Below are 20,317 nucleotides of genomic sequence, written 5' to 3'. Positions count from 1 at the left end.
TGTCCCGTCAAAAAGGCGAGGACTCCTGTCCTCGCCCCCTTCGGGGCCTGATCGTCCAGCCCTCACCGCCGCGCCAAGGGGGTTGAAGATCAAGAGCAAGATCAAAAGCCAGAGCAAAAGCGCACAAGCGGAACGCCGCGGCTGCGCCGGCGGTTCCCGACGCGCCCCTACAACTTCCCCTTCACCTCATCCGTATGCTGCCCCAGCATCGGCGCCGCAAACGGCTCCGGCCCGGGTGTGCGGCCGAATTTGATCGACTGCGCGACGCCGTGATAGCGCCCCACCACCGGGTGCTCGATGGTGCCGACGATGCCTTCGGCCAGCACCTGCGGGTGCTCGAACATGTCCTCGATGCGGCGCGCGGCCGCGCTGGGTACCTCGTCGCCGAACAGTGCCTCCCACGCCATCGCCGGCCGGGCGGCCAATGCCTCGTGCAACTGCGGCAGAATCTCGGCGGCGTGTTCGGCGCGCTTGCGCACGGTGTCGTAGCGCGGATCCTCAGCCAGCGCATGCAGGCCGGTCTTCTCGCACAGTGCGCGCCAGAAGCGCGGGGTGTTGGCGGAGATGTAGATATGCCCGTCGGCGGTGGGATGGATGCCGGTGACGCCGCCGGAGCGCATGTCCCGACCGATATCCAGCGACTCGCCATCCGCCCAGATCAGCCGCGCGGACTGCATGGTCAGCGCCGCGCGCAGCAGGGACACGCCGACGAACTGGCCCAGGCCGCTGCGTTCGCGCTCGTACAGCGCCGAGGACACGCCGGCGGCGAGCAGGGCGGCGGCGTAGTAGTCCACCACCGAGCCGTAGATGATTTCCGGCGGACCGCCGCGCTTGCCTTGCAGCGCACACATGCCGGTCATGGTCTGCAGCACCTGGTCGTAGCCGGCCTTGTCGCGCATCGGGCCGGATTCGCCGTAGCCGGTGACGGCGCAGTAGATCAGGCGCGGGTTGATCGCGGTGAGCTGGTCGAAGTCGATGCCCAGCCGCTTCGGCACGTTCGGGCGGAAGTTGTGCACCAGTACGTCGGCGTCGCGCACCAGGCGCAGCAGCACCGCATGGTCGGCGGGGTTCTTCAGGTCCAGCACCATGCCGCGCTTGCTGCGGTTCACGCCGAGGAAGGCGCGGCTTTCGCTGGGCAGGGTGGACGGGTACTGGCGCAGGTTGTCGCCGCCGGGCGGCTCGATCTTCAGCACGTCGGCGCCCTGGTCGGCGAGCAGGGTGCAGCCGTAGGGGCCGGCGATGTACGCGCTCAGGTCGAGTACGCGGATGCCGTGCAGGGGACCGCGCGCCGCGCCGGCCGGATCAGGTGAAGTGCTTTCCATAGGCCGCGTGCCGCTCGGGTTGCCGATGTCGTGTCGTCGCTACTTTGCGCCCGCACCGCATGCGGAAACAGGCGCGGTCGATATGTTCTGTCAGCAGCTTCGCTTGCTTCACCGCGGCGGTTCCGGTGCCAGCTGCACCCAGGTCAGCCGCCAGGCGCCGTCGGCGCGGCCGCCCGCGCGGTAGTACGGCTCGAAGCGCAGCGGCGTGCGCAGGAGGGGACGCAGTTCCAGCAGCGGCGCGGCGTCGCCTTCCTGCGGCGGCAGCACGGTGAGCCAGTCGGTGGGGTCGTCCGACGGCAGGCGCAGGGTTTCCTCGGTCTTGAAGCCGTCGATCAGGCCAGTGGCATAGACCAGGGGGCCGCGCGTGAGGCCCAGGTATTCGAAGCACAGCACCTGTTGCTGCACCGGTTCGCCGTCGGGCGCGCGCGATTCCTGCACGTTGCGGTTGACGGCGCGGTGGGCGCGCGCGGCCATGGGGAAGTCGAGCATGACTTCGTCGCCGTCGCTCCATGTGCGCTCGATGGCGGCGTAGCTTCCCGGCGTGCCCGCGATGGATTCGCCGCCGATGCGCAGCCTGGCACCTTCCGCCCAGGAAGGTATGCGCAGCTTCAATACGAAGCGTGCCGGCGACAACATGGTCAGGCGCAGCGCCACGCCGCCCTGGAAGGGATAGGCCGTGCGCTGTTCCAGCTTGACGGTGCCGGTGCCGGGCCAATCGAATTCGACGCCGCCAGGCCCATAGAGATTCACCGCCACGCCCCGCGCATCGCATCGATACGCCACGCCCGGCAATTCCTCCAATGCCATCGCGCCGCTGGATTTGCAGCAGCGCCAGTAAGTGGTGTGTACGCGCCGGCCGTTGGGGAAGACGTAGTAGCACCAGTCCTCGCCGTTCGGCGCCTGCGCGCCGAGCAGGTCGTTGTACGCGGTGCGCTCGATCTCCTCGGCGTACTTCGGATCGCCTTCGATCAGCAGCAGCTCGCGGTTGAGCTGGATCCAGGCGAGGCTGGAACAGGTCTCGACATAGCCATAGGGGCTGAACGCGCCCGGCGCATTGAACACCTCGCGCGAGCGATGCGCCACGCCGCCCCAGGGACCGCCGCCCAGGGTAAGGTGTTGCGTGTGGATGCTGTGCCACATGCGCTGCACGGCCTCGCGATACGCCATCTCGCCCGTGGCCTTGTGCAATTTCGCCAGGCCGACCAGATTCCACGCCAGCTGATAGGCCTTGCCCGTGGCGATCTCCGCCGCATCGGCACCGGCCTGGATGCGCGGCAGCAGGGCCAGCCCGGGGTGGGCATTGGCCTGCGCCAGCACCTGTTTCGCCAGCTCCAGATAACGCATCTCTCCGGTGGCGAAGTGCAGCTCCATCGCCGGATCCAGCAGCACCGTCGCCGACAGGCCGAAGTGGTTGCCCAGCTCGGTGATGTCGATGCCGCCCTCGCTGAGCGTGTGCCAGCACAGGTCGCCGATGCGCCGGGCCGCCTCGAGCCAGCGCGGTTCGCCGACCTGCTTGTGCGCTTCCAGCAGGCCGAGGATCAGATACGCATGCGTCCAGATATCCCAGGTGCGCACGCTGGGTTCGCCGTTCCAGCTCGGCGGCTTCGGCGGCTGTCGGCGCATGAAGCGGCGTTCCGGCGCATAGGTGCCGAGATAACCGTCCGGCTCCTGCACCGACACCAGGAAATCGGCAACGCGGCGCAGGTGCGCGGTCAGCTGCGGAGCGCCGGTGCGGGCGACCGCCTTGGCGGCGGCGTACAACCACTTGCCGGCATGCTCGCCGTACCAGTCGCCCTCGGTGTTCTGCGCGCGCTGCTCCGGCGCGAACAAGGCAATGGCGGGGCTGTGTTCGTCGACGATGAAGTGCGAAAGCCGTCCGCGCGCATTCGCCGCCAGCGCCTCGCCGAGCAGGCCTTCCAGCTGCACGGACATGCTCACGGGGCGTCCACCACGCAGCGGAAGCCGACGCAGCCGGAGCGGTCCTTGCACGGCGCCATCAGCAGGTACTTGCCATGCTGGTCAAGGCGATAGGCCTGCGGGAAATACCAGTGCGAAGTGCGCGGCTGGTAGCTGCTGCCGCCGCGCAGCACGGCGGCGCGGGTGTGCTCATCGAGATACTCGTTAGTCCACTGCCACACGTTACCCACCAGGTCGAGCACTCCGAACGGGCTGGCGCCGTCGGGATGTGCGTCCACATCGTCCGGTGCACGCAAGGTGCGACCGCGATTGACGGCCGGAACCTTGCTTTCGTCCCATGCATTGCCCCAGGGATACAGCCGCCCATCCGTGCCCTGCGCGGCGTACTGCCATTCCCACTCGTGCGGCAGGCGTTTGCCGGCCCAGGCGGCGTAGGCGCGCGCATCCTCGATCGACACCCAGGTCACCGGCTTGTTTTCCCAGCCCGGCAGCGGCGCGCCATCGCGCCAGTGGCGCAGGAAGTGATGCGGATCGGAGGGTTGCCAGCCACTGGCCTGCAGGAAGGCGTGGAACTGCGCATTGGTGACCGGTGTGCGGTCGATGAAATACGGCTGCAGCTGCATGCGGCGGCGATGGCCGCGGCGCGGCGTGGTCTCCCACGGATACCGCACGTCGTTGCCGGCCCAGGTCTGGCCTTCGATCTCGATGCCGCCGACGGCGAAGTCGAACTCGCCTCCCGCGATGGCGACCATGCCTTCCGGCGCCGATGCCGCCGACGGCGTTGCCGCGATCGGGCGCAACTGCTGCGGTAACGGCTTCCATTCCGCGGAATACGCGCTCAGCGGCGTCGCGGCGAGTTCGCGCATGCGCGCAAGGAAGGCCTCGAGTCCGTCGATCGCCGCACCGGGTGCCAGCGCCAGCACGCCGCCGAACCCGCGCGCTTCCAGCGCAAACGACAATATGGCCCGTCCGTTCTCGATCCGCGGCTCCAGCGCCACGCCATGCCAGGTGTCGAAATAGCGCGCTCCCTCGACATGCGGCACGGCCAGCTGTTCGCCATCGACGTCGTACTCGTGACGATTGACGAGATTCCACACCGTGTAGTCGTCCAGCGGAAAGCGCGAGGCGAACACGCCGTGCTGCAGCGTGCGCTCGTACGGCCGCCACGCCATGCTCACCATCGCGGCCGCGAACTGCCGCTCGATCGCGGCGATGCGGCGCAGCGACTCGGCATCGCGCGGCGTCAGCTGGTTCCAGATGCCCCACACGTTTTCCCACGCGTTGTAGCCGACGCCATTGAAGAAGATGTACTGCAGGTCGTGGTTGCGCTCGCGGCCCCAGCGGTTCTCGTAGTTGATCATGTGGCGCGGTTCCAGCCACTTGAACTTGGCCACCGGCGGCACCGCCTCGTTCGGCGCCTTCTTGCCCCAGCTCTGCACGTTCCAGATCAGCTGCTCCTCGGCGCTGATGGTCGATTCCGGCTGCAGCACCACGGGCCGGCCGGCGGCGGCGCAGGCATCGAAGAAGGCGCGCGGCACGCCGTTGTAGGTGTCGCCGTTGAGGCCGTCGGCGCCGACCGCTTTCACCAGTTCCGCCGCGGCATCCCAGTCGGCCTGGCCCTGCGGTCGCGTGCCGTTGTCCCACGGCATGGTGGGCAGGAATACGCGCACGCCGCGGCGGTGGAAATCCTCGACCGCGCCGCGCAGGCCGTCGAGCCCGCCGGGCAGGTCGCGCGCGAGATCGAACTGGTTGCGGTCATCGATGCCGATATTGGGATAGACGTACCAGAGCAGCACGCTGTCGATGCCGCCGTAGCGCTGCTCCAGGTCGTCCAGGTAGCGATCCACGGTGTAGCGGCCGGCTTCCGGATCGTAGAAGTAGCGATCCTCCACCATCATCTGCGCATGCACGAAGTTGCGCTGTGCCCATTGCAATTCGGGACGGCGGTAGTTGGCGTCGTCGTAGCCGATGCGGGCGAGATGTTCGCGGCGCCAGTCCTTGAGCTCCGCGATCCAGTCGTCGGCGCAGCCGTCCACGTCCATCTTCCAGTGGCCGATCTCCGCGAACGGCCAGCCCGGCGCCTTGCCCGGCGTGGGCAGATAGCGGCCGGTGGTGACGTGGGAGAACTTGTATTCGTTCTTCACCAAGGGCGGGTTGGCGTCGTCGGAATCCACAGCGTACGGATGGTCGGGCGAATGGCTCATGGGAAACGCAATCGGTAATGAAGGGAATCAGGCGAAGCCGACATAGGCGGCCAGCGCTTCGGTCGCATCGGCAGGGCGCACCGCAAGCAGGCGCTGCACCTGCTCATATCCCGGCACGCCTGCCTGTGCACCCAGCCGGGTGCAGGCTAGCGCAGATGCGGCGCTGGCGCGGCGCAGGGCGGCGGGATAGGCCAGGCCGAGGCTGAGGCCGGCGACCAGGACGCCGCAGAAGGTGTCGCCGGCGCCGGTGGTATCGATGGCGTCGACGGCAAAGCCCGGCTGCAGCAGGTACTGGCTGCCGACCCGCGCGCAGCAGCCCCGCGCGCCGAGGGTGACCACCACGGCGGCCACGTCCAGCGCATCGAGGCCGGCGGTGATGTCGTGCTCGCCGGTGATCGCGGCCAGCTCGCCTTCGTTGACGATCAGCAGCTGGCAGTCGTCGAGCAGGCTGCGCGGCAAGGCCTGCGCGGGCGCCGCGTTGAGCGCCACATGGATGCCGGCACGGCAGGCCACGCGCGCCCAGGCTTTGACGGTGGGCAGCGGCGTTTCCAGCTGCAGCAGCAGATGGCTGACGCCGGCCAGCGGCGGCAGGTGATCCGGGCGCAGCGCGGCATTGGCACCGGGTGCCACGGTGATGGCGTTCTCGCCGTCGTCGGCGAGGCAGACGAAGGCGACGCCGCTGCTTTCGCCACGCATGCGCACCGCATCCAGGCCCACGCCGGCCGCGCGCAGCGACGCTTCGATCGGCGCGGCATGCGCATCGTCGCCCAATGCCAGCAGCATGCGCGTCGGCGCGCCGCCCGCCCGGGCGCAGGCCACCGCCTGGTTGGCGCCCTTGCCGCCCGGGAATGTAGCGAAGCCGCGCCCAAGCACGGTCTCCCCCGGCGCCGGCACATGCGCTGCGCGCACCACGAAATCGAGATTGGCCGAGCCGGCGACCAGCACGCCGCGCTTCATGGCCGCAGCGCCTGATAGATCTGCGCATAGAAGCCGCGACTCAGGCGCGGCAGGTCCCTGCCGCCGTCGTCGTGCGGCAGGTGCTGCAGCAGCAGGATGGCCAGCAGGCCTTCGTGCGGGTCGATCATGTAATAGGTGGACGCCGCGCCGGACCAGCCGAACTGCCCCGCCGAACCGGGCTGCCCGCGCCGCACGGGATCGAGCACCACATAGCCGCCCAGGCCGAAGCCTTCGCCCGCGTTGAACTGGTTCACCGGCGGGTCCAGCATGGTGAGCTGATTGCGCAGCATCAGCTCGACGGTCTTGCGCTTGAGCAAGGTGTGGCCTTCCAGCGTGCCGCCGTCCAGCAGCATCTGGGCGAAGCGCGCGTAATCGGCGGCGGTCGAGTACAGCCCGCCGGCGCCGCTGGCATAGGCGTTGAGCCGCGCGCCGGGATGCGCGGCGCTGGGACCGTCGGCGATGCGCAGCTTGCCGTCCTTGCCCATGGTGGTGAGGTCGACGACCCGCGCGCGCTTTGCGGCCGGCACGTCGAAGCCGGTGTCGCGCATGGCCAGCGGGTCGAAGATGCGTTGCTGCAGGAAACGCTCGAACGGCTCGCCGGAGACGACTTCCACCACGCGTGCCGCCAGTTCCAGCGAGGCGCCGTCATAACCGAAGCGCGTATCCGGATCGGCCGCCAGCGGCACGTGGCTCATGCGCTCGGCGAAGCCGCGCAGATCCCTGGCGCCGTGCGGATCGATCTGCTCCATCCGCTGGACCGCCGCCTCATCGCCTTGCAATCCCGCCGGATAACCGGCGGTATGCGTGAGCAGCGCATGCAAGGTGATCGGCTTGTCCGCCGCGCGCAACTGCGGCTGGTTGGCATCGCGGTTCGTCATCACCTGCGGATGTTCGAAACCCGGCAGGTAGCGCGACAGCGGAGCGTCCAGCGCAAGCTTGCCCTCCTCCACCAGCATCAGCACGGCGACCGTGGTCACCGTCTTGGTCATGGAGTAGATGCGGAAGATATCGTCGCGGCGCAGCGGTGCGCGCCGCGCCAGGTCGCGATAGCCGTAGGCCTGCCAGTCGACGATGCGGCCGTGCCGCGCAATCAGCTCGACCACGCCCAGGTAGCCATCCGCACCCGTCGCGACGCGCAGCGACCCATGCAAGCGTTCCAGCCGTTCCGCCGCAAAACCTTCGTCCTTTGCCGACGCCGGCGGCAACGGTGTCCCCGCCACCGCGGGCCAGGCGCACAGGACGAAGGCCGCCATGAAGACGGCCCGCCGCCCTTGCGCCAACCAGACCGTCACAGCGTGACGGTGTAGGTCAGCGAGGTCATGCGGCCGCGGCCCGCCCAGTAGTTCTGGTAGCCCGCCAGCTGCGACCAGCTGAGGATGTACTGCCGGTTGAACAGGTTCTCCACGCCCAGCGACAGCTTGCCGTGCTTGCCGAGGTCGTAGTTCACGCCCAGGTCGAACAGCGTGTAGCCCTTGGTCTGCTCCGAGTAGCTGAACTTGGCGCCGTCGTAGGCACGCGTGTCGCTGCCGGAAACGTGACGGCTGAACAGCGTGGTGAACCCCAGCGTGGCATCGAAGTCCGGCAGGAAATTCCAGGTCGCGGCCGCGGCGAACTTGTCCGGATTGATGTCCAGCACGCCCAGCGGCTTGTTCAGGCCGCCCGCGCCATAGCGCCCGGCCGGATCGGCCGACCAGAACGCGGTCTTGCCACGGATGCGCGAGTACAGGCCAGTGACTTTGAACGCCTTGTCGAAGCGCCACTCGCCAGTGAGCTCGGTGCCTTCGATGCGCACCGGCGCACGGCTCAGGATGAAGTCGGTGGTATGCGGGTCCACCGCCAGCGAGGAACCGAACGGCGACTTGGACACGTAGTGGGTGGCGCCGAACGCGCCATGGTCGCCATGCCAGTTGAAGCCACCCTCATAGTTCTTGAACACGATCGCGTTGAGGTCGCGGATCTTGTCCACCGACTGCCCCGGCGTGTTGATGTTGCGCAGGGGGATGCCGATGTTCGGCAGGGTGAAGCCTTCGCTGTAGGACAGGAAGGTCGACCACTGGTCGTCGACGCGCCAGATCGCGCCGAAGTTCTTCAGCCCTTCCTTGTACTTCAGCCCGCCACCCTGCACGAATACGCGGTTGCGGTAATAGGTGGTGGTGTAGCTGTTGACGGTGAGCTTGTCGTCCTCGCGGCGGTAGCCGGCGCTGAGCGTCACCGGACCCAGGTCCCAGGACAGCTGCGCATACGGCGCCACGCTCTTGTAGTCCATCGGCGGCACCCACAGGCGGTTGGTCAGGGCCAGTCGCTGCTGCGCCTGGTCCTTGCCGAAGTCGATGCCGGTGTGCAGCTCCAGGCCCGCGACATTGAAGATGTCCGGCCGCGTCCACGAAGTGCGCAGGCCTTTCTTGTGCACCAGGATTTCCGACTGGTCGTACAGCGTGCCGAGCGGAGCGATCAGCGGATCTTGCTTGTCCTCGGTGTTCTCCGGCAGGTAGCGCATGGACTGGTCGGCCTTGTAGGCATTGACGTCCAGGTAGCCGCCGAAGAACTTGTCGTTGGTGTATTGCAGCTGGTACTGCTTGAAGTCGTTGAACGCGTCCTTGGCGCCGAAGATATGGCCCTTCTCGGACGTGTTGGTACGCGGCACGGCGCACGGCGGCGTATCGGTGGGGCCGCGGCAACCGAGCACCTGCACGTACTCGCCCTTGCCCTCGATGCGGAAGCGGCTGACGCTGGCCTGCAGGCGCTGCTCGTCTTCGGCGCCGAAGTTGAAGCCGACCTTGGCGTACAGGTTCTTGGATTCGGAATCGGCCAGCGAACCGCTGGTGTTCAGGCCGATGCGGCGGCCGTTGCCGTCGTAGCTGATGCCGCGGTCGATATAGGAAGCCGACAGCAGCGCGTCGAATTCCTTCTGCTTGTGCGTATAGGTGGCACCGACTTTCCAGCCTTCGCTGTCGCTGTGGGCCTGGGTCTGGTAACGCGTGGTCAGCGTCACCTCGTCGCCATCCCTGGTCGGCGTCTTGGACAGGTAGTTGATGATGCCGCCCGCCGCGCCGATACCTTCGGAAGCGGACGGGCCGTTGATCACCTCGACGCGGCCGATGATGCCCATGTCGGTAAAGGTGCCGTTACGCGTGCCTTCGCGCAGCGGCGAACCTTGCGGCACGCCGTCGAACAGGCGCAGCGGGATGCGGCCGCGCAGGGTCTCGCCGGTGTTGCTCATGGCCTGCGAGGACTCGGCGTAGCCGGGCACCGAGCGCGCCAGTACCGCCGTCGCGTCCTCGGTCACCAGCAGGGTGTGCTGGATTTCTTCCTTCGACACCACGGTGATCGCGCCCGGGATCTCGTCGATCGCCTTGGGGCTGCGCGTACCGGTGACGATCACCTGCTGCAGGTTGACGGCGTCCTTGGCCTTGTCGTCTCCGCTCTTCTTGGGAGCGGTGGTATTGGCATCGGCCTGCGCGGCGCCGTTGGCGCTTGCATCCTGCGCCGGCGCGCCGACGGCGTAGGCCAGCAGAATGCCGCTGATGGCGGCGGTGAGTGGCTTGATCATGTCTTGTCTCGTCTTGGTACCGCCTTGCGGCGGGTCGGCGCGTCTTGCGCGCCGGGGACGGTGCTTCGTCTTCGAACTGGCAACGCCCTCCCCCAGGCGTCCCGACGGCCCATGTCTTCTTATGCGAACCGCTTATTCGCGGCTGTACTGCAACCACTTTGGATTGCGAGCGAGCCTATGCGCTTCGCTGTCGGCGTAGAACCGTCGCGGACTATGTTCAGAGGCTAGTTTTTGTTGCTTACGAAGGAAGCTCAGGTATGCGGCAATGCAGCAGCGAACGTGCTTAGCGCGGGTTCGCCTGCATGGCCTTCCGGCTTTCCTGCAGCAGCACGGTGACCAGCCGCACGCGCACGCTGGAGCGCGACCACACGATGCCGATGCGCCGCGGCACGGCGGGGTTGGGCAGCGGAATGCGCGCCAGCTGCAGACCTTCCGGCCAGGGCTGCGCCCAGTCCGGCACCAGCGACACGCCCAGTCCGCGGTCGACCATCACGGCGATCGCATTGAGCGCGTTCAGTTCGAAGCGTTCGCGCGGCACGATGTCGTTCGCGCGCAGGTAGTCATCGGCCTGCCGCCCGCCCCATTGGTTGCGGTCGTAGCGGATCAGCGGCTCGGTGGCGAGCAGGTCGTGCGGATCGCGGCCGGCCATGCTTTTCGGCGCCAGCACGATCAATGGCTCCTCGCGCAGCAGCAGCCATTCGCAGGTCTTGGGCAGGGGGAACGGCGCCTGCAGCACCACGGCTGCATCGAGGTCGCCCGCCTCCACCGCGCGATACAGGTCGACCGAATAGCCGGGCTTGATGAAGACGTTGATCTGCGGAAACGCGTCGACCATGCGCGCCAGCACGTCCGGCAGCATGCCGGCCAGCGCGGTGGGGCAGGCGCCCAGGCGCAGTTCGCCGGAAACGGCGCTGTCGTTGGCCACGCTGCGCAGGTCGGAGACGCTGCGCAGCAGCTCGCGCGAGCGTTCCAGGATGCGCGAGCCTTGTTCGGTGACGCTGACGGTGCGGCCGACGCGGGCGATCAGCGTGGCGCCCAGTTCGCGTTCCAGTGTGCGGATCTGTTGTGCCACCGCGGCGGGTGTCACGTTGAGTACGCGCGCCGCCGCCGCCATCGATCCCTGGTCGACGACGGTGACAAAGGTATTCAGGAATTGCGTTTCCACGTGCCGCCCTCATCGGTCTTGCCCCCGAAGGGACGATGGGAGAGGGGTACGCCTACGTCAAGGGTCGTAGGTTGGGGTGAGCGCAGCGAACCCCAACATGCGCCACGGTCATGCGCTTCGCTGCGTTGGGGTTCGCTGCGCTCACCCCAACCTACGCCGGATGGTCTGTTCTGCGGGAATAGATCGTCAGGCCTTCCAGCGACCGCGTCGGCGCCGGAAACAGCAGGCTGGCCAGATAGCCGATCACGATGCACAGCAGGATCGAGATGGCGAGATAGAAATACGGATGCACCAGGTGGAACGACCAGGCGATCAGCGTCAGCACGATGCTCGAGCCGATCCCGATCGCCACGCCCGGCGAATTCGCCCGCCGCGTAAACATCCCCAGCGTATATGCGCCGGCGAAGCCGCCGCCCAGCAAACCTGCCAGTTCGATCGACACGTCGAACAACGAGTGGATGTCAAAGCGCGATAGCAACAGGGCCGTGGCAATGCCGACCAGCCCCACCGCCACCGTCATGAGCTCGGCGATCAGCACGCTCTTCTTCGGCGACGGCTGCTTCACCAGCTTCTCGTAGAAATCGACCGAGATCAGCGTCGCCACGCTGTTCATGATGCCCGACAGCGTCGCCATCGCCGCCGCGAAGATGCCGGCGATGATCAAACCCGTCACGCCCATCGGCAGTTCCGCCGCGATGAACAGCGGGAAGGTGGCGTCGATCGGCAGCAGCGGATTCAGCCGCTCCGGGTTGTCCTTGTAGAACACGAACAGCGCCGTGCCGATCAGGTAGAACACGAAGCCGCCGGGAATCATGATCGCGGCGAACATCCAGATCGAGCGCCCCGCCTCCTTGTCCGACTCGGTCGACAGCGTGCGCTGCATCAGCACCTGGTCCTTGGGAAAGGTCAGCACCACGTCGAACAGCACCAGAAACAGGAATCCCCACACCGTCGCCTTGGTCAGGTCGAAGCGGAAATCCAGCAGGTGCATCTTGTGGTTGGCGGTGGCGGTGGCCATGAACTGACTGAGTCCGCCATGCAGGTGCCACACGATGAAGCCGATCACGAACAACGCGCCGCCCATCTTCACCAGCACCTGCACGAAGTCGGTCCAGATCACCGCCTTCATGCCGCCCATCGCGGTGTAAACGATGGTGAACACGCCCATCAGCACCACGCTCAGGGTCACGCTGATGCCGGTGATGGTGGCGATGGCCAGCGCCGGCAGGAACAGGATCACGCTCATGCGGCTGCCGATCTGGGTGACGATGCACAGCGCGCTGGCCAGCATGCGGATGGCCGGATGGAAGCGCGTTTCCAGGTACGAGAACACCGACATCAGGTCCAGCCGGCGCAGCAGCGGCACGATCCACACCGCCACGAAGGCCAGGCCGAGCACGGCGATCAGGTTGTTGGTGAGATAGGTCCAGTTGCTTTCGAAGGCCTTGGCCGGGATAGCGATGAAGCTGATCGAACTGGTGTTGGCGGCATACAGGCTGACGCCGGCGGCCCAGAACGGAATGCTGCGGCCGCCGACGAAGAAGTTGGCAGTGTTGTTGCGCTTCTCGCGCAGGTAGAAATACAGGCCGATGCCAAACATCGCGGCCAGGTAGACCAGGATCACCACCCAGTCCAGCCACTTCAGCAGCAGCTTGCCCGACTGCAGCTGTGCGGCGTGCACGGCATAGCCGCCGCCATCGCGCTGCGCCCAGGCGAAGCCGTCCGGCCACGCAGCCGTCACCGCGTCCGCAGCGGGCGCCGCGCCCGGCAGCGTGGCCCAGGAGCCGGTGATGGTGTGGAAGGTCATCGGCTGCACGCCTTGCGGCGTGTCGACCAGGTAGAGCAGATGCGCCTGGCCCAGCGCGCGCGGGGCGGCGGGCAGCAGCTTGCCAGGAACGGTGGTTGCGTCGGTCCAGCCTTTCGCCGCAGACCAGCGCAACAGGTGTTGTCCGCTTTCGCGTCCCACTGCAACGAACAGGTTGGGGCCTTGCGTGGCCAGCGACAACGCAGGCTCGCTGCCCGGCCAGGCAGGTACTTCGGTCCATCCAGTACGAGGATCGGCAGGGTTGGCTTGCCATGCGCGGGCCTTCCCATCCGCATCCTTGCCTGCGACGAACAAGGCATCGGCGGAAACCGCACCGCGCGCATCGATGAGCCGCGCCGGCAACGCGGGCAGCGCGGCCGCATCCAGGCGATCGCCGCGCGGATGGAGTTCCGCCACTGCGGTGTGCCCTTGCGCCGTCCACAGCAGATAGGCCCGCGTGCCATCCTGGATCAACGCCACCTCATTCGGCACTGTCGCTGGCCACGCCAAGGCGAGCCAGCGCTTGCGCGCATCGTCCAGGCGCCACGCCTGCCCCGCTGCAACCGCCACGGTCTGGCCGTCGATCACCGCCATGCCGACCAGCGGTTGCGCCGTCGTCAACGCGGGCAGGTCGACGCCATGCAGCGGCGTGAGGCTTTCGGCGTGCGCGGAACATGCCAGCGCCAACCAGGCCAGGCAGAACAACCACCAGCGGAACACGCGGACCTCTCGATGCTGTGGCGGAACGGACTCGCCCGCCGTCACGGCTTGTGCGCCGCGGCGAGCAGGGCCTGCGCCCGTTTCAGGAACGGCAGGTCGACCATCTTGCCATCGACCATGAAGGCGCCGCGACCCTGGTTGCCCGGCTCGCGCGCGGCCTCGACGATGCGTCGCGCGCTTTCGATCTCCGCGTCGGAGACGGCGAAGGCCTGGTTGGCCAGCGCCACCTGGCGCGGATGGATGCAGCTCTTGCCGAGATAGCCGAGCCGGCGCGCCAGCGCGGCTTCCTCGCGATAACCCTCGCTGTCGGCGACATCGGCGAAGGCGCCGTCGAGCGCGAACACATCCGCCTGCGCCGCCGCCATGCGCATGGCGAACAGCACCGAATGCACGTTGGCCAGGTCGCGCCGCTCAATGCCGTACGGCTCGAACATGTCGGCCAGGCCCAGCTGCAGGCCGGCCACGCGCGGATGCGCGCCGGCGATGGACGCGGCCCGGGCCAGCGCCAGCGGCGTTTCGATATTCACCAACAGGCGGGTGCGCCGCTGCCAGCCGCGGGTGGCTTCGACCCTGGCGATCATGTCCACCGCCGCGCGCACTTCCTCGGCGGATTCGATCTTGGGCAGGTTGATCAGGGTGACGCCGTCGCCGACCACGGCTTCGATGTCATCGGCGAAGTACGGCGTCGACGGCGCATTGGTGCGCACGATCATCAGCTTGGGCGACTGCCGCGCGGCCTCGGTGGCGAGGAAGGACGCGATCGCCGTGCGCGCGGCGCCTTTCAGCTCGGGCGTGACCGAGTCCTCCAGGTCGAACGACAGCGCATCCGCCTCGCCCGCCAGCGCCTTGGCGAACAGCTCCGGCCGCCCTCCGGGAACGAACAGTTTGCTACGCATGGAGGACGGGCGGGGAAATCGGCATGCCCGTAGTGTGCGGCAGCCTTAGCGCGCGATCGGTACAGCGAGGGCTTGTTCAAACGATAGCGATGCTATCGATTCGCCGCGGTGCGGCATGCCGACCCAGGAATCGCGGCGGCCTGCCCCAAGCTCGTCATTCCGGCGCAGGCCGGAATCCAGTGGCGGTGAGCAGGATCTTCGCGAAAACTTCGGATCGGCCTTCGCGAAAATCAGGCCATGTCGTTACTGGATTCCGGCCTGCGCCGGAATGACGAGCCTGGATGGTGCGGCAGCCTGAAAGAGGGCCGCGGGCGCCAAGCGCCCGCGGCCTCCCGCATTACGGATCGAACTTCTTCTCGACCCCCAGCTGGATCGACTGGTTGTCGCGCGTGCTGTTGTCGAGCAGGTTCTGGTACTCCAGGCGCATCGACCAGCCCTTCAGCGTTTGCAGCATCACGCCCGCGCCGACCAGGGTGTGGTTGCGCGTGGTGTTGCCCAGCACCGCCTGGTACAGCGGGCCGCCCAGCAGATCCGCGTAGCGCATGGCCGCCACGCTCGCGCCCTGGAAGTCGTGGCGGAACTCCGCGCGCAGCTGCGGCATCCACACGCCGTAGTCGCGCTTGACCACCCACTGCGCGCGCAGGCCGAGCACGCCGGTGCTGGTCTTCACGGTCGAGCGCTCGTAGTGCAGGTCGTAGACGTCGTCGCCGTGCTCGGTATAGCCGTCCAGCGTGGCGCGGGCGAAGTCGAAGCGACCGTAGGGCGAGATCAGCATGCCGTCCTGCGTGCGGTGCTCGTAGCCCACCGAGAGCGAGGCGAACAGCTGCTTGCCGTCGCGGCTGCCGGTCACCGTATTGCCGTTGTCGGTGACATAGCGGCGCGAGTCGAACGACATCTTTTGGTAGCCGATCAGCGCATCGACATACACCAGCGGCACCGGGCGATAGCTGCCGTACACCGCCGCGCTGTAGGCGTCGACCGTGCTGCGGCTGTCGTGCTTGCCCACGTCGGAGGAGTCATGGCCGTAGCCGATGCCGGCGCCAACGGCCAGCTGGTCGTTGATGGCGCGATCCGCACCCAGGCTGATGCCCGAGGTGGTGAAGTCGATGCCATCGTCGCTGCTGCCCGGCAGGGTCTTGCCGAAGTTCACCGCGCCGCCGGTCCACACCGACCACTGGCCGGGCTGGCCCTGGCCGGTCGAGCCGGCACGCTGGCCCTGGCCCGGGGTCGGCTCGTCCGGCTGCACCAGGAAGCGGCGGCCCCAGTCGTCGTCGCGGCCGCGCAGGCCCGTCATCGGATCGCGGTTCTGCCGTGCACTGGCCGAGCTGAAGCTGATGCCGTTGCTGAAACCGCCACCGCCGTTGCCGGTATGCAGCGATTCGAGGCGACGCTGGAAGTTGTTGATCTGGCCCACCGCCAGGCGCCGTGCCGAATCGGCCTGGGCCTGGAGGATGCCGAGTACTTCCGGATCCTTCGACGGGTCGCTGCGACCGGTCACGGTGATGTTCACCGTCGCCGTGGCCGAGGTGGCGTAGGCATTGCTCAGCGTGTAGCTGACCTGGGCCTGGCCGCTGTAGTTGTTGGCGGCGGTGAATTCGAGCGTATAGCCCGAGGTGCCGCTGTTGTGGATGTTGGCGTGGCCCGCATTGGCCGGCGACACCGCGACCAGCGTAGCCGCCGTGAACGGACCGCCGTGCGCGGCGCTGGTCAGGTCCACCTGCACCGTGCGGCCGGCCACCACGTTGGCAGTCAATGCCGCGGGCAGCGGCACCGGATTGACGGTGACCGTGATGTGCGCGGGCGTCGAGGTGCCGAACGGGTTGGACAGCGTGTAGTCCATGGCTACCGCACCGGAGGCATCCAGCGGCGCCGTGTACACGATGTCGGTACCGCTCACCGCTGCCGTGCCCTTGGCCGGCGGGGTGGTGATCGTCACGCCGGTGAACGGCGCGCCGGTGGCGCCGGCGGTGGCATGGATGGTGACCGACTGGCCGGCCAGCACCGTGGCGCTCTGCGCCGCCGCGACCGGCACGGCCAGCGGCGTCACCGTGACGGTCACCGTGGCCGGCGTAGACGTACCGCCGGGGCCGGTAGCCGTGTAGGTGAAGGTGTCGGTGCCGAAGAAGTTGGTCGACGGCGTGTACACCGCATTGAGGCCGCTCACCGTCGCCGTGCCGTGCGCCGGAGCCTGCGCCACCGCGATGCTGGTGATCGGGCCGGTGTCGTTGGCGGTCACGTTGATGGTGACAGGCGCATTGGCCGGCGTGGTGGCGGTGTCGTTCACCACCACCGGTACGGGCTGGTTGATGCCTACCGTATAGGGCTGGCTGCCGGTGAAGCCGAAGCTGTCGGTCGCCGTCACGGTGAAGGTGAAATTGCCGGCCGTGGTCGGCGTGCCGCTGATGACGCCGGCGCTGCTCAGGGCGATACCGGGCGGCAGCGCACCGGTGCTGAGGCTGTAGGTGAAGCTGCCGCTGCCGCCGGTCGCGCTCACCGTCTGGCTGTAGGCGACGGCGACCTGACCACCCGGCAGGGTGGTGCGCGTGAACACGATCGCCGGTGCACCCACGGTGACGGTGTAGGCCTGGCTGCCGCTGAAGGCGAAGCCGTCCGTCGCCTTGACGGTGAAGTTGTAGCTGCCGGTCGTAGTCGGCGTGCCGCTGACGACACCGGCGCTGCTCAGGGAGATGCCGGGCGGCAGGGCGCCGGAGAGCAGGCTGAAGGTGTAGCCGCCGTTGCCGCCGGCTGCGGTCAGCGTCTGGTTGTAGGCAATGCTGCCAGTCGCCGCAGGCAGCGTGGCCGGCGAGATGGTGATGGTCGGCGCGTTCACGGTAAACGTGTAGGCCTGGCTGCCGGTGAAGCTGAAACCATCGGTCGCGGTGACGGTGAAGTTGTAGCTGCCGGTGGTGGTCGGCGTGCCGGACACCACGCCGGCGCTGCTCAGGGCAATGCCGGGCGGCAGCGCGCCCGCCGAGAGGCTGTAGGTGTAACCGCCGTTGCCGCCGCTGGCAGTGATGGTCTGGCTGTAGGCGGTGCCGCCCGAGGCCGCCGGCAAACTGGCCGGCGCGAGGGTGATCGTCGGCGCGGTCACGGTGAGCGAGTACGACTGACTCGCCGTGAACGGCGCACCCGCGCCGGTGCTGCTGTCGGCCGCACGGACGGTGAAGTTGAAAGTGCCCGCCGCGGTCGGCGTGCCGGACAGCACACCCGCGGACGACAGCGCCATGCCTGCCGGCAGCGCACCCGCCGTAAGCGAGTAGGTATACGGCGAGGTACCGCCGCTGGCCGCGAAGGTGTGCGTATACGGCGCCTCCGCCGCGGCGTTGGCCAGCGCGCCCGGCGGCAGTATCACCGTGCCCGCGCCCACGCTCACGGCGTACGCCTGGCTGCCGGTGAAGCCGCCGGTGTCGGTCGCGGTGATGGTGAAGTTGAAGGGGCCGGCGGCCGTCGGCGTGCCGCTCAGCACACCGGTGCTGCCGTCCAGGCTCAGGCCGGTCGGCAGCACGCCCGACGTCAGGGCGTAGGTGAAGCTGGCCGGATGGCCTTCGGATGCCGTGATCGTCTGGCTATAGGCATTGCCGACCGCCGGCACCGGCAAGGTGCTCGGCGACAGCGTGATGGTCGGCGCGACGATGGCGAGCGTGTAGCTGCCCGACACGGTGAAGGGCGCACTCGTACCGGTCGAGCTGTCGGTGGCCGTCACGGTGAAGTTGAAGTTGCCCGCCGCCGTCGGCGAACCCGACAGCGTGCCGGTGGACGACAGCGACACGCCCGGCGGCAGCGCACCCGCGGTGACCGCGTAGGTATACGGCGCGGTGCCGTTGGCGGCGGTGAAACTGCCGCTTACCGCCACGCCGGCCGTACCGTTGATGGTTGCGCCGGAGGCGGGCGTCAGCGTCAGCGTCGGCGCAGCCACCGTGATGGTGTAGGCGCGGCTGCCGGTGTACGGGCCGGTGCCGGTGCTGCTGTCGGTCGCGGTAATGGTGAAGTTGAAGGCGCCGGCCGCGGTGGGCGTACCGGTGATGGCGCCGGTGCTGCTCATGCTCAGGCCGGAGGGCAGCGATCCGGCGGTGATGGCGAAGGTGTACGCCGCGGTGCCGCCGGAGGCCGTCACGTTCTGCGAATACGCCGTGGCCACCGTCGGGTTGGGCAGCGTGGTCGGCGAGACCACGACGGTCGGCGCATTCACGGTCAGCGTCAGCGCACCGCTGGTGGCGCTGAACGGACCGGTGCCGCCGCTGCTGTCGGTCGCGGTCACGGTGAAGTTGAAGGTGCCGCCCGCGGTGGGCGTACCCGACAGCGTGCCGTTGCTCGCCAGCGTGATGCCGGCAGGCAAGCTGCCGGAAGCGATCGTGTAGCTGTACGGCGCGGTGCCGCCGGTGGCGCTGGCCAGCGAGCGGCTATAGGCGGTACCGACCGTCGCCGGCAGCGGATTGGTCGGCGTGTAGTTGATGGTCGGCGCGGCGATGGTCAGCGTCAGCGTGCCGCTGGTCTTGTTGAAGGGGCCGGTGCCGGTGCTGCTGTCGGTCGCCTTGACGGTGAAGTTGAACGTGCCGTTTGCCGTCGGCGTGCCGGAAAGCGTGCCGTTGGCGGCCAGCGTGATGCCGGCCGGCAGGGCACCGGAAGCGATCGTGTAGGTGTACGGCGCTGCGCCGCCGCTGGCGCCTGCGACCGACTGGCTGTATGCCACGCCGACGGTGCCCGCGGCCGGGCTGGACGGCGTGTAGGTGATGGTCGGCGGCGAGACGGTGATCGTCACGGTGGCCGGCGACGAGGTGCCGCCCGCGTTGGTGGCCGTGTAGGTGAAGCTGTCCGGACCGGCGTAGCCCGCCGTCGGCGTGTAGGTGATCGAGGTGCCAGTGGCGACAGCGCTACCGTGCGCCGCATTCGTGCCGATCGCGACCGATGAAGGCGCGCCGCCGGTGATGTTGAGCGTGATCGGGTTGTTGGTGCTGTTGTAGGCGACGGTGGCGCTGACCGGGTTGGCGACCGGGGGCGGCAGGTTCTGGACGGTGACAGTGAAGTTGCTGGCAGAGAAGAAGCCGCCGCTATCGGTCGCCCTCACCGTGAAGCTCTTCAGGCCCAGGGCGGTGGGCGTGCCGCTGATCGTGCCGTTACTCGCCAATACCAAGCCAGCCGGGAGCGTGGTGCCTCCGTCCAGCGTGTAGGTGTAGGGAGCCGTGCCTCCAGTCGCGGTGAACGTAAAGCTGTAGGGCGCGTTGATGACTGGATCGGTGGGCGTATTCGAGATGTGCACGTTCGGCGCTGCGATCGTGACCGTGTAGCTCTGAATGCCAGTGACGCTAGCGCTGTCGGTCGCGGTGACGGTGAACGAATAGGTATTGTCCGTCGTCGGCGTACCGGAGATCACGCCGCCGCTGCTAAGAGTCAAGCCGGCCGGCAAGGTGCCGCCGGTGACGGCATAGGTATAGGGCGAGGTACCGCCGGAGGCGGTCAACGTGGTCGAGCTATAGGGAACCGCCACCGTGCCCGAAGGCAGCGTCGTCGGCGTGATGCTGATCGGTGACGTGTGCGGCGCGATATTGAGCGTGACGGTGATCGCCGGGTCGGTGCCGCCGAGGCCGTCGTCGAACTTGAAGGAATCGGTCGTGGCGCCGTCACCGTTATTCGTATAGGTGATCTTGCGATTGCTGTAGTCGGTGGTCTGCGCCGTACCGTGGGTGGCGGGCGTTGTGACATCGCCGATCACCAGGAATCCGGACCCGCTGCAGCTCGCAGGCACGTCGATGACGATCGTGCCGCCAGATGGCACCGGCGATCC

The 20,317-nt window shown here is 68.0% G+C and carries 10 protein-coding genes; all 10 read right to left on the bottom strand.

Annotated features, from left to right (window positions below):
• Positions 1-167: 167 nt before the first annotated feature.
• The 10 genes from BM172_RS20635 to BM172_RS20590 all read right to left on the bottom strand — a co-directional run bounded on the left by BM172_RS20635 (position 168) and on the right by BM172_RS20590 (position 20,308).
• Complete coding sequence (locus BM172_RS20635) at positions 168-1,322, bottom strand: CaiB/BaiF CoA transferase family protein (RefSeq protein WP_026634813.1); 1,155 nt, start codon at positions 1,320-1,322, stop codon at positions 168-170.
• Between the two features lie 108 nt (positions 1,323-1,430).
• A complete protein-coding gene (locus tag BM172_RS20630; RefSeq protein ID WP_231504182.1) occupies positions 1,431-3,254 on the bottom strand; it encodes a glycoside hydrolase family 127 protein in 1,824 nt (607 codons plus the stop codon).
• A 2-nt stretch (positions 3,255-3,256) separates the two neighbouring features.
• Positions 3,257-5,443, bottom strand: a complete 2,187-nt coding sequence (locus tag BM172_RS20625; RefSeq protein ID WP_081805129.1) for a formylglycine-generating enzyme family protein — start codon at positions 5,441-5,443, stop codon at positions 3,257-3,259.
• Between the two features lie 27 nt (positions 5,444-5,470).
• Entirely contained in the window at positions 5,471-6,400 is a 930-nt protein-coding gene (locus BM172_RS20620; RefSeq protein WP_035323079.1) for a ribokinase, read from the bottom strand.
• Complete coding sequence (locus BM172_RS20615) at positions 6,397-7,653, bottom strand: serine hydrolase domain-containing protein (protein ID WP_051548524.1); 1,257 nt, start codon at positions 7,651-7,653, stop codon at positions 6,397-6,399. The genes BM172_RS20620 and BM172_RS20615 overlap by 4 nt, the downstream gene beginning before the upstream one ends.
• A gap of 35 nt (positions 7,654-7,688) precedes the next feature.
• Positions 7,689-9,950, bottom strand: coding sequence for a TonB-dependent receptor (locus BM172_RS20610; RefSeq protein ID WP_026634809.1), 2,262 nt, complete (start codon positions 9,948-9,950; stop codon positions 7,689-7,691).
• A 283-nt stretch (positions 9,951-10,233) separates the two neighbouring features.
• Positions 10,234-11,115: a LysR family transcriptional regulator gene (locus BM172_RS20605; protein ID WP_026634808.1), complete on the bottom strand. Its 882-nt coding sequence runs from the start codon at positions 11,113-11,115 to the stop codon at positions 10,234-10,236.
• A 151-nt stretch (positions 11,116-11,266) separates the two neighbouring features.
• The gene (locus BM172_RS20600) at positions 11,267-13,639 is read right to left on the bottom strand and encodes a sodium:solute symporter family protein (protein WP_231504176.1); all 2,373 of its coding nucleotides are present in this window, start codon (positions 13,637-13,639) and stop codon (positions 11,267-11,269) included.
• Between the two features lie 41 nt (positions 13,640-13,680).
• Complete coding sequence (locus BM172_RS20595) at positions 13,681-14,535, bottom strand: HpcH/HpaI aldolase/citrate lyase family protein (protein WP_026634807.1); 855 nt, start codon at positions 14,533-14,535, stop codon at positions 13,681-13,683.
• A 337-nt stretch (positions 14,536-14,872) separates the two neighbouring features.
• The gene (locus BM172_RS20590) at positions 14,873-20,308 is read right to left on the bottom strand and encodes a putative Ig domain-containing protein (RefSeq protein WP_231504175.1); all 5,436 of its coding nucleotides are present in this window, start codon (positions 20,306-20,308) and stop codon (positions 14,873-14,875) included.
• Positions 20,309-20,317: the final 9 nt, after the last annotated feature.

This window comes from Dyella marensis, assembly GCF_900112865.1.
GTDB classification, from domain to species: domain Bacteria; phylum Pseudomonadota; class Gammaproteobacteria; order Xanthomonadales; family Rhodanobacteraceae; genus Dyella_D; species Dyella_D marensis_A.
This window is presented reverse-complemented; position numbering and strand designations above follow the sequence as displayed.